This window comes from Arcanobacterium pinnipediorum, assembly GCF_023973165.1.
GTDB lineage: Bacteria > Actinomycetota > Actinomycetes > Actinomycetales > Actinomycetaceae > Arcanobacterium > Arcanobacterium pinnipediorum.
The window spans coordinates 745,443-759,080 of the sequence record NZ_CP099547.1 but is presented as its reverse complement, the minus strand read 5'-3'; the positions used below and the strand labels follow the sequence as shown (position 1 = coordinate 759,080).

The following is a 13,638-nucleotide window of genomic DNA, read 5'->3' as shown; positions in this document are numbered from 1 at the left end:
GTCTGTACTAAATTGTGAGAACTACGTTTCACGATTTGTTCTTCGCCATGCATCCAAGGGCGAAATAAGGAATAATTATGGAACCCAGTTTCTCAAATGAAGGGCAAAAGTGATGGATGAAACCATAGAGCGAACTGCGCAAGCTAAAGCAATTGCGGAAGAACAAAAGTTTGTCTCCTATGCATATCAAGCTCTTGATAAACAATATGATTACTACGATGCCCAATTGAAGAAAGTGCGCGCCCAGGGAGGGCGCGGCACTCCAGGCCAAGTATCGGAACGCGATTCCTTTGCCTCCCATTATGAAGATAATCTTGCCCGGTTGCGCAATGTGGAAAATCGCCTAGTGTTGGGACGCTTAGATAGCCAGGACGGAACTATTCACCATATCGGCCGTACCACCTTACGCGATGATAATAATGACATCATCCTCACCGATTGGCGTGCTCCTCAATCCGAGCCATTTTATCAAGCCACTGCTGCTCATCCGGGCAATATCGTGCGCCGGCGCCACATCCAAACACGACTGCGCAACGTCATTGGCGTCGAAGATGAACTTTTGACTGATTCGGTAGGTCAATCCGATGATCTCAATCTCACTGGCGAAGGTGCACTATTTGCGGCGATGAGCAAAGCACGCGATGGTCGGATGGGAGATATTGTTGCCACTATCCAAACTGAACAAGACCGCATCATCCGTTCCGATATCAACGGAATTCTTGTAGTTCAAGGCGGTCCTGGTACCGGAAAGACTGCAGTGGCACTCCATCGTGCGGCGTATTTGCTCTACACTCATCGGCAACGCTTGGCTCGTTCTGGAGTCCTTATTATTGGCCCTTCTCCAATTTTCTTGCGCTATATCGACCAGGTCTTGCCGGCATTGGGAGAATCAGATGTTGTTTCGACGACGGTTGAGGACCTACTTCCAGGGGTAAGTGTAACTGCTTGCGAAGATGCTCGGTTGGCTGAGTTGAAGGGCGATAAGCGCTGGGTGACGTTTGCCGAACGCGCCATAGCTCGGATCGTGGAAAAACCTCGTCGCACAACTGCGACGATAACTATCAATGGCAAAAAACTTAGCCTGACGCCAAAAATGGTTGAGGCCGCCCAACGTCGAGCTCGACGCACTAATAAACCTCACAATCAAGCTCGGGAGGTATATGCAAAATACTTAGTTGAACAGTTAGCTCAGCAACTTGCCAGTGCACTCGAGGTCGATGTGGCTAACAATGAGTTCTTATACGCAGATATTGCTGAATCGATTGATGCTCGCCGCGAAATTAATTTGCATTGGTTGCCATCTTCTCCAACCACACTGTTGGCAAGAATTTATCATTACCCCCAACTCCTTGCTCGCATTGCCCCCGAACTGAGCGAGGAAGAGCGCCAACTACTACGCCGGGATCGTCATGCTGGATTCACCCGGGCTGATATTCCTATCCTTGATGAATTAGCCGAACATCTCGGTCAGTTCAGTACTGATGCTGAACTCGCTCAAGAACGTGCCTTAAATGAACAGCGCAAACGCCACGACTCCTACGTTTCAGAGACGATGGACGCCATGGGGTTAGGTGGCGGAATCGTCCAGGCAGACGCTGTAGCTGACCGCCTCTATACGGATTATTCAGCAGGTTCGCTCGCCGAACGCGCCGCATCGGATCGCACATGGACCTACGGGCATATTATTGTCGATGAAGCCCAAGAATTATCTGATATGCAATGGCGGATGATTTCTCGGCGCAATCCTGCTCGTTCCATGACCATCGTTGGTGATGTTGACCAGCGCCCTGATGGATCACCGGCAGGAGGCTGGAAACAAGCACTAGGTGCCTTGGGTGACTTCACGCGGATTGATGAACTAACGATGTCTTATCGTACTCCGTCGTCGTTATTAGATAGAGCTACCGCCGTCATGGACTATCTTGGTCACCCGGTGCGCCCGATTCGCGCTGTGCGCGATCTTGCCGATACGTTCACCTATGACGAAACTTCACCGCAACTGCTCTACTCAACTCTCATCGAGCGCATTGTGGTGGAATCAACTGAGCTCGATAAACAGTATGGTTCTGCGCACGGAACTTTGGCCGTCATTGTTCCAGCTCAACTCCTACAACCTGCCCAGGACGCGGTATTTGGTGAGCCTAAACTTGCCCAGTGGTCTATCGATTCTACCGGTGCTGAGGTCAGCGAGCGTATTCATGTTATGACTGCACGCCAGTCAAAGGGCTTGGAATTTGACAGTGTGGTGTTACTTAATCCACTCCAGATCTTCGACGAAGGACCGGGAGATCTGTACGTTGCGATGACGCGAGCAACGCGGAAAATGGCAGTAGTCTCCGATACGCCACTACCGGAAGTGTTACATTAAACACCTTTAAATTTGAACTTCACACCTTACCTACGGTCTGGTAAGTTTACAGGTGAGCTTGATTCGCTTCCTACTGATCACTCTTAAGGAGAACGGATATGACACCCCCGCAACGAGGCACAGAACATTATCCAGAAGGCGTAAGTACGCAGATCGATATTCCTGATTTCACGATCGAACAGATGCTTATTGATGCCATTGCGGATTTTCCACAACGGGTAGCAATTGATTTCCTTGGGCGTGAATGGACCTATGAAGAGATTGGTGATGAGGTAGCGCGCGCAATCACCGTACTGAAAATGTGTGGCGTGCGCCAAGGCGATGTCGTTTCGCTTATTCAACCTAATTGTCCGCAACATTTCGCCGCGTTTTATGCCACTATCGCACTGGGGGCAACTGTTGCAGAACACAACCCACTCGCCCCAGTTGCACAACTGAATCGCGAATTAGACCTCGTTGGTTCCACCGTCGTTATTGGATGGGAACAAACGATTGAAAAACTTTTGCGTGATGGTGATTTTCATGGCCGGACCTATCTGGCTGTCAATTTAGTCAAAGCCCTACCTACGAAGTCGCAGTTACTGCTTAAGCTTCCGATCAAAGCTGCTCGCGAACAACGCGCTAAATTGCGCGGAAATGTCCCACCTGGTGTTCATTCTTGGGACAATCAAGTGCGCTATGCCTCCCCTTCAGATATTGCTACTGCCTCAGATGTTTCGCCTCAATCAATTGCGGTTTTGCTTCAAACCGGTGGCACTACTGGGGTGTCGAAGGCAGTGAAACTTTCGCATCGCAACATCATTGCCAATGCGAAACAAAATGAAATGTGGCTCAAGGGGTTTGAGCGAGGCAACGAGACCGTAGCAGCGATTTTGCCGTTCTTCCACGCATTTGGTTTACAACTTTCGTTGAGCTTGTGTGTTAGTTCGGCGACGACGATCGTTATGACCCCGTCCTTCGACGTTGATATCTTGCTGGCAGGTCATTCACGTCATCCCATTACGTTCTTCGGTGGTGTGCCGCCAATGTATAAGAAGATTCTCGATGCGCTCGATGCTGGAAAGAAGGCGGATCTGACTACTATTCGCTACTCGGTTTCCGGGGCGATGGCGCTAGATCCACAATTGGCTACTCGTTGGGAAAATGCTACTGGCGGTTATCTCATTGAAGGATACGGCATGAGTGAAGCCTCACCTGTTATTGCTGGTTCGCCTATAGCTCCTACGCGCAGACCATCGACGCTTGGTGTTCCGTTCCCGGCTACTGAGGTTAAGATTATCGATCCAGATAATCCAGATCGTGAAATCACTGCGGACAAAGAAGTGGGTGAGATTTGCGCACGCGGTCCACAGATTTTCCAGGGCTATCTGGGTAATGAGGAAGAAACTCAGCATGCACTTATGGAAGGCGGCTGGTTGCGTACCGGCGATCTGGGGATGTGGGATGATGGCTTTATCGTTATGGCTGATCGCCGAAAAGAGATGATTATTAACGGTGGGTTTAACGTCTACCCCTCGCAGGTTGAAGATGCAGTACGCCAGATGCCGGGAGTGGTTGACGTCGCAGTGGTTGGTATGCCTACTGATTCATTTTCCGAATCTGTGGTTGCAGCACTGGTTTTAGAGCCGGGGTCAAAGGTTGATCTAGAAGCGGTTCGTAAGTGGACTGAAGATAAGCTCTCGCACTATGCGATGCCTAAATCTATTGCGATTCTTGATGAATTGCCTCGCTCCCAGATCGGGAAAGTGATGCGACGTTCGGTGCGGGAAAAGTTAGCCTCGTTCGAACTTAATTCTGGGCAGTGGCGTGAGAAGATTTCAGAAGTTTCGACGTCGGCTTCGTCAATGTTCGATGAGTATTGGAGTAATTTCCGAGACCGAGCAGAAGCTTCTCGCGATGACTGGAAGGTATGGACTGAGCAAAATAGTGAGAAGTTCGAGGCGTTCCGTACGCGTATGGCTGAGCGGATTGCACAAGCAACGGATCGGGCAGAGATCGAAAAATCATTCGAGGATTTTGCTAAGCAGTCTGGCTTGTCTATAGAGAATTTTAAAGCGTGGCTCTCGCAGCAAAAAGATGGTATTTTCCCGGCGAAGGCAAACCGGAAAAACTCATCAAGTGAGTCTGTGCCGAGCACTACGGCCGCTGGGACCGAAGAACCTGTGGAGCATGAAGCCGTGGTGGAGATTTCTGGCCGCAAACTTGACGAGTCTTCTGCTGCGCGAATCCTTGACGGGACGTCTGCTAGGCAAAATGTTGATGAGTCTTCTGCTGAGCAGCACGTTGACGGACCTTCTGCTGAGCAGCACGTTGACGGGAAGTAACCTACCAGAACCGCTTTACGTTGCCGATAGTTGCTAGATGGGTGGTGACCTCGCCTCGAGGTCACCACCCATACATTGTTATCAGCTAGTTTAGCTAAAGTTAGAGAGTCAGGAATCAGGCTGCTGGCCAGCATCGGCGTTGATCGAGTGATCCCAGATCCGGTAGTGAATCTGAAATCTATTCTTGATCAGCTGTCTCTGCACGCAGTTCACTGATCGCGTTTTCAAAGTCCTCTAGTGAATCGAAGTTAGAGTAGACAGATGCGAAACGTAAGTATGCGATGCGATCCAATCGACGCAAGGGTTGGAGAATTTCGAGACCAATATCGTGTGCATTGATCTGTGCATGGCCTTGAGCTCGGATGCTCTCTTCGACTTGTTGGGCAAGCACTGCTAGTTGATCGTCTGTTACCGGGCGTCCCTGGCAGGCTTTGCCGACACCGGCAACAATTTTTTCTCGTGAAAATGGCTCAGATGTTCCAGAACGCTTCAAGACCATCAACGTAGCGGATTCTGAGGTTGAAAAGCGACGCTTACAATTCGGACATTCGCGCCGGCGGCGGATGGTCATTCCATCATCAGCGGTGCGGGTATCTATAACGCGCGAATCGGCGTATCGGCAGAAAGGACAATGCATACCTACAACATTATCCTGATTGCTGGCAATTTTACAGTGCAATGATCAACGCCAACTCAGTAGTGCGGGATGACTAATTCTTGCCCTGGGAAAATACGTCCTTCTTCGATGGCGTTCAACGAATAGATATCTGCGATCACCTCAGTAGTATCGACTGGAGCGTTAATAGCTGAGGCAATCGAGACTAACGTATCGCCTGGCTGGACGATGTGGATAGTGCCGCCTGCTGGGAAAAGCCCAAAAATAGCAACAATCAGTAAACCCGCAAGAATCGAGACCGCCATAAGAGCCGTAAAGCCCACGACCGACTTTAACCGCAGCGCTACACGCACGTGGTTTATGTACTGCACACCTTCGCTTAGAATATGACGAAAATCTGAGGTGACGCTAGCTGCATGCCGATAAGAATATGGAGCTGATTGCACACGCCACACACCTGAAACTGCTTCAGTCGAACTTGGTGAGGGCGCAGTTGGAACGGCAAATAATGCCGGTGCCCCCGTTGTGCGGGGACGATCGGGACGCACGATCTGGCGAGAACGCTCGGGACGCACGATCTGGCGAGGAGTCGTTTCCCTGCGTGGCGCCTGACGCTCAGGTGTATGAACAACCTTCAATCGTGGCTGCGCTGGATGCTGGACTGGCGCACCTAGAGCATAACCATCCTGGATTTCTATTGCCGACATACTAGCCTCTCTCTATCCATATTCGAACATCTGTTCTAAGTATAGCGAAATAAAACGCGCTTGTCTAGAACGAATGTTCGAAAATGCCCGAACAAGTGTTTGATTCTTTTGCCCTACTGCATTAGACTTAGTATCAGTAAAACAACCGCCTCCCACATATTTTCATGTACACCCTCAACACCTACTTAGCAATCTTCCACGCAACCCCTTCCAGTTCACAGAATTGAGCACGTCATGCCACTTCCTTCCTCACTTAGCTCCCGTCAGTTAGCTATTGTGCAAGCATTACGTGAACTGATTACAGAACATGGATATTCCCCAACCGTTCGCGAAATAGGCCAACGAGTAGGATTAAAATCAACATCTTCAGTCAAACACCAACTCGATGTCCTTTTGGAAGCTGGAATAGTGACATACGATCCGCGCCGTTCACGAACGCTCGAAATAACAGAGCTCGGCATGCGTTTGGACACCACTACCGGAACTTTCTCCGATTCAACCTCAGATCACCAGTTATCTAGCGCGCATACCACTATCGAAACATCGAACACTACCCCACCAACCACTATTTTCCCGCATGAAACTACACTCGATCCGGTAAGATCTGCTACCGTCACCGTTCCACTTGTGGGGCGAATCGCTGCAGGCACACCAATACTTGCCGAGCAATACGTCGAAGATACTTTCGCTCTCCCCCGGCAACTAACTGGATCTGGGGAATTGTTTATGCTCCAAGTCAGCGGAGATTCGATGATTGAGGCAGCTATCTGCGACGGAGACTGGGTCGTTGTCCGACGCCAACCCAACGCTGAACAAGGCGAAATAGTAGCAGCAATGATAGATGGTGAAGCAACAGTCAAAGTCCTCTCCCGCACCGATGGCCATCAATGGCTCTTACCGCGCAACCCTGACTACTCGCCTATTCCAGCCGATAACGCGCAAATCATTGGACGTATCGTCACTGTATTGCGTTCACTCTAGCAACCCGCAACATCAGCTTTCGTTAGCTAATCGCTCCAATATTTCGCGAACCATCTTCGGATCGGCTGTGCGCCACATCCGAGGCATCGAAGCGAGCAGGAAACCAGCATAACGAGCCGTCATTAATCGCGGATCGAGAACTGCCACCACCCCACGATCAGACGAACGCCGCAACAACCGCCCGGCTCCCTGGGCCAATAATAGTGCTGCCTGCGTTGCCGCAATACTCATAAAACCGTTACCGCCAGCTCGCACAACCGCATCCGTGCGGGCTTGGGTCAGCGGATCGTTGGGACGCGGAAACGGTATCCGATCAATAATGACTAACCGGCAGGTCCGCCCCGGAACATCAACCCCTTGCCACAACGATAACGTGCCAAACAAACACGCCTGCTCATCGCGCGTAAAGTTAGCCACCAACGTCGATAACTGATCTTCACCTTGCACAAAAACCGGAAGATCACTGCGTTGACGCACATATTCTGCTGCCCGCAATGCACCAGCGCGAGATGTAAACAACGCCAATGCCCCACCATCACTGGCCTGAATCAGCTCAGTGATTTCTTGCAGTTGCTCCTCGCCATACCCTTCCTTACCAGGAACAGGTAAATGCCCAGCAACATAAAGTACGCCCTGCTTTTCCGGAACAAATGGGCTTCCAACATCTACTCCTTCCCACGGGCCCTGGCTAGGAAAGGTCAAACCGGCGCGACTAGCCATCGCCTCGAACGAGTCGCCAATTTTTAACGTCGCTGACGTCAAGATCGTTGGCTGATCTTCAAACAAATTATCTGCCAAAGAATGAGCAACATCTAAAGGCGCAATATACATTGCTGGGTTTGCCTCACCAAATTCAGCCTTCCATACCACAAGCCGATCATCACCAACGGCATCGCTAAGCACATCACTACAAAGCTCTTGGAGTTCTTGGACTCGCGACCGCAAAATATACTTCGTCGTCGCCTGTTCTTCATCGAGGTTAGACAACCCAGAAATATCCTCACTAGCAACCTGCAATCGGCCCAAAATCCGGGCAATCACATCAAGAAAATCTTGAGCTAGTTCAGTTAGACGACCTTCGGGCAACTCAGATAACAACTCGTTGAGCTCATCACTACATTCATCTAACCCGGCATCGTCTAAACCGCTGCGCCGCAGTAACCGCGCCACACCGCTAATTTCGTATTTAGACAGTTTCCGGGTTAATTGAGATGTGACTCGGTCTGCCAGATCATGTGCTTCATCTACAATATAAGCATCAGCCGCTGGCAAGACCGCTAACCCCGTCGCAGCCACTCCCAGCATTGCATGATTAGTGACAACCACCTGTGCATCATCAGCCTTTTCACGTGCCAAATACGGAAAACAGCTCTGCCGCACTGGGCATTTATCACCGATACATTCTTTTTTAGGCACCGAGACTTGTGCCCAGGCACGATCAGAGACACCTGGAACTAGATCGTCGCGATCTCCAGTGTCAGTGCTCATCGCCCACTGACGAGCCCGCATCACTTCTTCACCAGTAGCAGTTGCCCCTACCTCGCCTTCGGCGCGTGAAAGCAGCGTGCCTTCTTCTGGATACCCGCCAGTTGCTTTGCGCAGGCATACATAGTTGTTCCAACCTTTAAGGAGAGCTACCTCGACATGAGTTTTGAGCTCTTCATGGATAACATCCTTAACGCGCGGTGCATCATGAAGCATGATTTGGCGTTGTAGGGCCAAGGTTGCCGTGGAGATAATGGCACGTTTGCCAGTAGTTGCCGACCACTGCAACACCGGCACGAGATAGCCAAACGACTTCCCCGTCCCCGTACCGGCTTGAATTAAGAGATGACCACGATCGGTTAACGCCTCGCAAACGCGGTGTGCCATGTCCACCTGCCCTTGGCGGGTACTGCCGCCAACTGAGGCAACAACTGCACTGAGCAAATCTTCCAGATCACTCACGCGACATCAATCCAGCATCATGAAGCATTCCAACGATTTCTTCAGTGACATGGGCATTGATATGTGTGCCTGCTTCGGTGAATGTTTCAGCGAAAATTTCGCCGTCGTCATGGATGCGCGAAACTATATCGCCACGTGAAAACGGAACCGTAACATCGATGAGTACCTCGGGGCGTGGTAATAACTCAGCGATACGCTCATTGAGTTCTGGTATCCCCTGACCCGTTACGGCAGAAACTAACATTGCTTCGGGGTATCGGCTACGGAGCATAGCCACATCGATAGGGTCAGCTAAATCTGCTTTAGATAGCACAATGAGTTCATAGACGTTTTGCGCACCCGGTACGTCAGATAAAACGCTACGTACTGCTTGAATCTGGCTGACCGGATCGTGATGGGAGGCATCGACGACGTGTAAGAGTAGGTCTGCTGAACCAACTTCTTCAAGGGTAGAACGGAAGGCTTCAACCAGTTGGGTAGGAAGGTTTCGAACAAATCCGACGGTATCTGTCAGAGTATATTCACGTCCTTGTTCTGTTTGAGTGCGTCGGACCGTAGGGTCGAGGGTTGCAAAAAGAGCATTTTCGACAAGTACTCCGGAACCAGTGAGCGTATTGAGAAGGGAAGATTTCCCAGCATTGGTATATCCTACGACGACGACGGCTGGCACGGAGTTTTTAGTCCGTGAGGCGCGCCGGGTGGCACGTGCTGGTTCCATCGCCTTAATATCGGCGCGCAACTTCGCCATTCGGGTGCGGATTCGACGTCGATCTAATTCGAGCTGAGTTTCACCCGGGCCACGCGAACCGATTCCGGCACCTCCAGCGACTCGACCACCGGCTTGGCGCGACATCGATTCACCCCAGCCACGTAGGCGTGGTAGAAGATATTCGAGCTGGGCTAGTTCAACTTGAGCTTTACCCTCTTTAGACTTGGCATGTTGAGCGAAAATATCGAGGATTAACGCAGTGCGGTCAATGACTTTGACCTTCACGACGTCTTCGAGTGCCCGGCGTTGGGAGGGTGCTAATTCTGAATCGACAATAACCGTGTCAGCTCCGCTACTTTCGACTATCTGGGCAAGTTCTTGTGCTTTACCCGAACCGAGATAGGTTGCTGGATCTGGAAGTTGGCGTTTTTGGATCAGACCATCAAGCACGGTTGAGCCAGCAGTTTCTGCTAGTGCCGCGAGCTCTCGCAGTGAATCTTGGGCGCCTTCATATGATCCCTCGCGCCACAGTCCCACAAGGACAACGCGCTCGAGGCGCAATTGGCGGTATTCGACGTCGACTTTATCGTCTCGTTGCGTAGCGAGACTGGTTGCTCTGCGCAGTGAGGAACGCTCTTCACGTTCGAGTGATTGGCCCGCCCATTGTCCATCATAGGCAGGATTTTCTTGAAGCGCAGTTCCCTCATAGGAACTAAGATCGACACGTCCGGCTTTGGATAGGTCGTTTTCGTCGTGAGCTTGCCGCGGTGGCTTTGGTTCAGAAATTGAAATCTCCTTTGGTGAAATTACGTATTTCCTATTATCTCACTTTCTGCGTGCCGGTACAGCATGGACATCTATTGTGCGGCAACGTATCTTTGTAGGGTGAATGATCATTATTTTTCAGATTCGCCGCTCAGTCCTTCTACTCCGCTTATTCGCACCTACTCTGCGCTGGGCCGAACTTGGTCTGTGACAACTGATAGCGGGGTTTTCTCTCCGGCTGGTCTAGACAAAGGCAGTGCTGTTTTCCTCCATAAAGTCCCTATTATCGAGGTCGATCCAGGCGGGCTCGTCGCTGACATCGGATGTGGCTGGGGTCCACTGACTTTAGGTTTAGCACACTCTTATCCGCACGCCCGAGTTGTGGCATGTGATGTTAATCAGCGCGCCCTGGACTTAACACGAGGTAATGTTGCCGACTGTGGCTTTACTAATGTTGAGGTTAAAGCGGCAGAGGAATTGGCAGATCAACTCCAGGCTGAAATCGACGCCGGAACGCATCGTGGTATTGACGTGTTATGGTCTAATCCCCCGATTCGGATCGGTAAAGCTGGCCTGCACGAACTGTTATTGACGTGGCTTGGAAAGTTATCTCCAACCGGCCAGGCGTTTTTAGTTGTTCAGAAGAATTTAGGCGCCGATCCACTGATAGCATGGCTCAACAATCAAGGATTCCCTGCAGAAAAACTGGGATCAGCAAAAGGATTTCGGGTTATCCACGTGCGTGCTCAATCACGTTAAGCGCTTGGTCGGTAGCATGTTCTAGATGCTGGGGCTCAATATCTATCCACGAGACGCGTGGATCTGGCCGGAACCAGGTGCGTTGTTTTTTAGCTAGCCGGCGGGTATGGAATGCAACTGCGTCAACTGCTTGAGCGACGTTGATTTTGTGATCGATGACGTCGATGGCCTGCGCATACCCAGTTGCTTTATGTGCAGTGGGGCTTTCGCGTAGCCCCTGATCGAGAAGAGCACGAGTTTCGTCAATGAGGCCCGTATCGAACATGTTCTGTGCACGGGCGGCAATGCGACGGTCAAGTTCATTGCGCTCTGTGCGCACTCCGAGGTGTATTGTGTTCGGATAATGGCTTGTGTGACGCGGAAATACTGGCGTATAGGACTTCCCGGTGAGGCGAACAACTTCGAGTGCTCGAATAACTCGGCGCGGGTTTGCCAGATTGATGGTGCGTGCCGATACCGGATCTTTGTCAAAGAGTTCTGCGATGAGGGGTTCGAGGCCTCGGGTTTCGGCGATATCTTCGAGTTCGCTACGGATACGTGGATCAGTTCCCGGGAAATTGAGTTCATCTAATAGCGCACTGACATAGAGTCCCGAACCACCCACCACGAGCGGTATTTTCCCTGCCGCATGGATCTGTGCAATATTGTCTCGTCCATGTTTTTGATAGGCGGCAACAGATGCGGCCTGAGAAATATCTATGACGTCGATCTGATGATGAGTGATGTTCTTACGTTCTTCGGCCGTAATCTTAGCTGTACCAATATCCATGCCACGATAGAGTTGCATAGCATCTGCAGAAACTATTTCCACTTTTTCTGGTCCGCCAAGTGCGTACGCTAAGCGAATAGAGAGTGCTGTTTTCCCCGCAGCTGTTGGCCCGACAAGAGCAATGACTGGCAGCGCCATACGTTAGTTCTTTCGAACCGGAATGCCCGGAATTCCGAGGGCTACTGGAGCTCGACCAGCTGCTTCTTCGGCAAGCTGTGCCTTGCGGCGTTCACCTGACTCGTAAGCGTCTCCAGCCCGAGTTGCCCGTACTTCGAAAAGTCCGCCAGTTAGTGCTGAATCTGCTACTAGGTGCGAGGGTGCAGCATGGGTGACAGTAGCTGAAACCATGTCACCTGGGCGCGGCTGACTAGCCAGGCCTTCGGGCACTGCGATATGGACTAAGCGATTATCAGCGGCACGCCCAGTGATGCGCGATGTCGCTGCGTCTTTGCGCCCTTCACCACTAGCAATCAATACGTCGACTCGCTGCCCAATAAGTTTTTCATTCTCTTCGAGAGTAATGCGTTTTTGAAGCTCGTGCAGGCGTTGATAGCGTTCGGAGGCAATCTCTGCGGGTACTTGATTATCCATATCAGCTGCCGGGGTTCCCGGCCGCGGCGAGTATAGGAAGGTAAAAGCCGAGGCAAACCGAGATTGTTCAACAATATCGAGAGTGGCTTGGAAATCTTCTTCTGTTTCGCCTGGGAAACCAACAATGATGTCAGTTGTGATAGCTGCATGTGGAATCTGTTCTCGAACCCGTTCAAGTATGCCAAGGAACTTTGAGGATCTATAGGATCGGCGCATGGCCCGCAAGATCGCATCTGATCCAGACTGTAACGGCATGTGAAGAGAGGGCATGACATTATGAGTTTGCGCCATAGCCTCGATAACGTCATCGGTAAATGCAGCTGGATGTGGGGAGGTGAAACGTACGCGCTCCAGGCCTTCAATATCGCCGCAAGCGCGCAATAATTTAGCAAAAGCTCCGCGATCTCCAAAGCCGACGCCGTAGGAGTTGACGTTTTGCCCTAACAAAGTCACTTCAATGGCACCCTGCGCGACGACTGCTTCGATTTCGGAAAGAATCTCACCTGGGCGCCGATCACGTTCTTTGCCGCGCAGATGTGGAACGATACAAAATGTACATGTATTGTTACAACCCACTGAGATCGATACCCATCCTGCATATACAGATTCGCGATGGGTTGGCAGGGTTGATGGGAAAACTTTGAGTGCTTCTTCGATTTCGACTGCAGCTTTGTTATTATGCCGAGCCCGTTCGAGCAAAGCTGGCAGAACATCAAGATTATGGGTACCAAGAACAACATCTACCCACGGCGCGCGTTCGACAATACCTTCACGGAGCTGCTGGGCTAAACATCCTCCTACTGCGATCTGCATACCGGGGCGAGCATCTTTGACAGCTTTGAGTTGGCCAAGATGTCCAAAGAGCTTATTTGCTGCGTTTTCACGAACTGAGCAGGTATTGATAACAAGAATATCGGCTCCTTGATCACCAGCTTCAGTTGCCCGAGCAGCCTTTTCAGGTACCAGTTCTACAGGTACTACCCCAGCAGAATCCAACAATCCTGCTAGTCGCTCAGAATCATGCACATTCATCTGACACCCGAGAGTGCGCACAGCATAAGTCTTTATATCTGAACTTCCCTGTATATTATGCATCGATTGC

General features: G+C 51.0%; 10 protein-coding genes. 4 read left to right on the top strand and 6 right to left on the bottom strand.

Translation table 11 applies throughout. The features are described 5' to 3' along the window. The first annotated feature begins 112 nt into the window (after positions 1-112). The gene (locus tag NG665_RS03315; protein WP_252673867.1) at positions 113-2,368 is read left to right on the top strand and encodes a HelD family protein; all 2,256 of its coding nucleotides are present in this window, start codon (positions 113-115) and stop codon (positions 2,366-2,368) included. A gap of 98 nt (positions 2,369-2,466) precedes the next feature. Next, entirely contained in the window at positions 2,467-4,692 is a 2,226-nt protein-coding gene (locus NG665_RS03310) for an AMP-binding protein (protein WP_252673866.1), read from the top strand. Between the two features lie 178 nt (positions 4,693-4,870). On the opposite strand, the gene nrdR is transcribed toward NG665_RS03310, so the two are convergent. Both nrdR and NG665_RS03300 read right to left on the bottom strand, forming a co-directional pair. After that, positions 4,871-5,329: a transcriptional regulator NrdR gene (nrdR, locus tag NG665_RS03305; RefSeq protein ID WP_252673865.1), complete on the bottom strand. Its 459-nt coding sequence runs from the start codon at positions 5,327-5,329 to the stop codon at positions 4,871-4,873. 56 nt (positions 5,330-5,385) lie between these two features. Beyond that, positions 5,386-6,015, bottom strand: coding sequence for a LysM peptidoglycan-binding domain-containing protein (locus NG665_RS03300; RefSeq protein WP_252673864.1), 630 nt, complete (start codon positions 6,013-6,015; stop codon positions 5,386-5,388). 234 nt (positions 6,016-6,249) lie between these two features. Between NG665_RS03300 and lexA the strand changes: the two genes are divergently transcribed. Next, complete coding sequence (lexA, locus tag NG665_RS03295; RefSeq protein WP_252673863.1) at positions 6,250-6,996, top strand: transcriptional repressor LexA; 747 nt, start codon at positions 6,250-6,252, stop codon at positions 6,994-6,996. A 12-nt stretch (positions 6,997-7,008) separates the two neighbouring features. Here lexA and NG665_RS03290 read toward each other — a convergent pair whose 3' ends face one another. Beyond that, the gene (locus tag NG665_RS03290) at positions 7,009-8,943 is read right to left on the bottom strand and encodes an ATP-dependent DNA helicase (protein ID WP_252673862.1); all 1,935 of its coding nucleotides are present in this window, start codon (positions 8,941-8,943) and stop codon (positions 7,009-7,011) included. Then, positions 8,936-10,438, bottom strand: a complete 1,503-nt coding sequence (hflX, locus tag NG665_RS03285; protein ID WP_252674080.1) for a GTPase HflX — start codon at positions 10,436-10,438, stop codon at positions 8,936-8,938. Before hflX ends, NG665_RS03290 begins: the two co-directional genes overlap by 8 nt. 99 nt (positions 10,439-10,537) lie before the next feature. Here hflX and NG665_RS03280 point away from each other — a divergent pair, with 99 nt between their 5' ends. After that, positions 10,538-11,176 (top strand): class I SAM-dependent methyltransferase, encoded by a 639-nt coding sequence (locus tag NG665_RS03280; RefSeq protein ID WP_252673861.1) that lies wholly within the window; start codon positions 10,538-10,540, stop codon positions 11,174-11,176. On the opposite strand, the gene miaA is transcribed toward NG665_RS03280, so the two are convergent. Further along, a complete protein-coding gene (miaA, locus tag NG665_RS03275) occupies positions 11,148-12,083 on the bottom strand; it encodes a tRNA (adenosine(37)-N6)-dimethylallyltransferase MiaA (RefSeq protein WP_252673860.1) in 936 nt (311 codons plus the stop codon). The genes NG665_RS03280 and miaA overlap by 29 nt on opposite strands. A 3-nt stretch (positions 12,084-12,086) precedes the next feature. Further along, a complete protein-coding gene (gene miaB / locus NG665_RS03270) occupies positions 12,087-13,631 on the bottom strand; it encodes a tRNA (N6-isopentenyl adenosine(37)-C2)-methylthiotransferase MiaB (protein ID WP_252673859.1) in 1,545 nt (514 codons plus the stop codon). Between the last annotated feature and the right edge of the window lie 7 nt (positions 13,632-13,638).

Excerpts from the sequence above, each read along its gene's own strand:
- NG665_RS03315 (WP_252673867.1), top strand. The coding sequence starts at position 113 with ATGGATGAAACCATAGAGCGAACTGCGCAAGCTAAAGCAATTGCGGAA.
- NG665_RS03310 (WP_252673866.1), top strand. The coding sequence starts at position 2,467 with ATGACACCCCCGCAACGAGGCACAGAACATTATCCAGAAGGCGTAAGT.
- nrdR (WP_252673865.1), bottom strand. The coding sequence starts at position 5,329 with ATGCATTGTCCTTTCTGCCGATACGCCGATTCGCGCGTTATAGATACC.
- NG665_RS03300 (WP_252673864.1), bottom strand. The coding sequence starts at position 6,015 with ATGTCGGCAATAGAAATCCAGGATGGTTATGCTCTAGGTGCGCCAGTC.
- lexA (WP_252673863.1), top strand. The coding sequence starts at position 6,250 with ATGCCACTTCCTTCCTCACTTAGCTCCCGTCAGTTAGCTATTGTGCAA.
- miaA (WP_252673860.1), bottom strand. The coding sequence starts at position 12,083 with ATGGCGCTGCCAGTCATTGCTCTTGTCGGGCCAACAGCTGCGGGGAAA.
- miaB (WP_252673859.1), bottom strand. The coding sequence starts at position 13,631 with ATGCATAATATACAGGGAAGTTCAGATATAAAGACTTATGCTGTGCGC.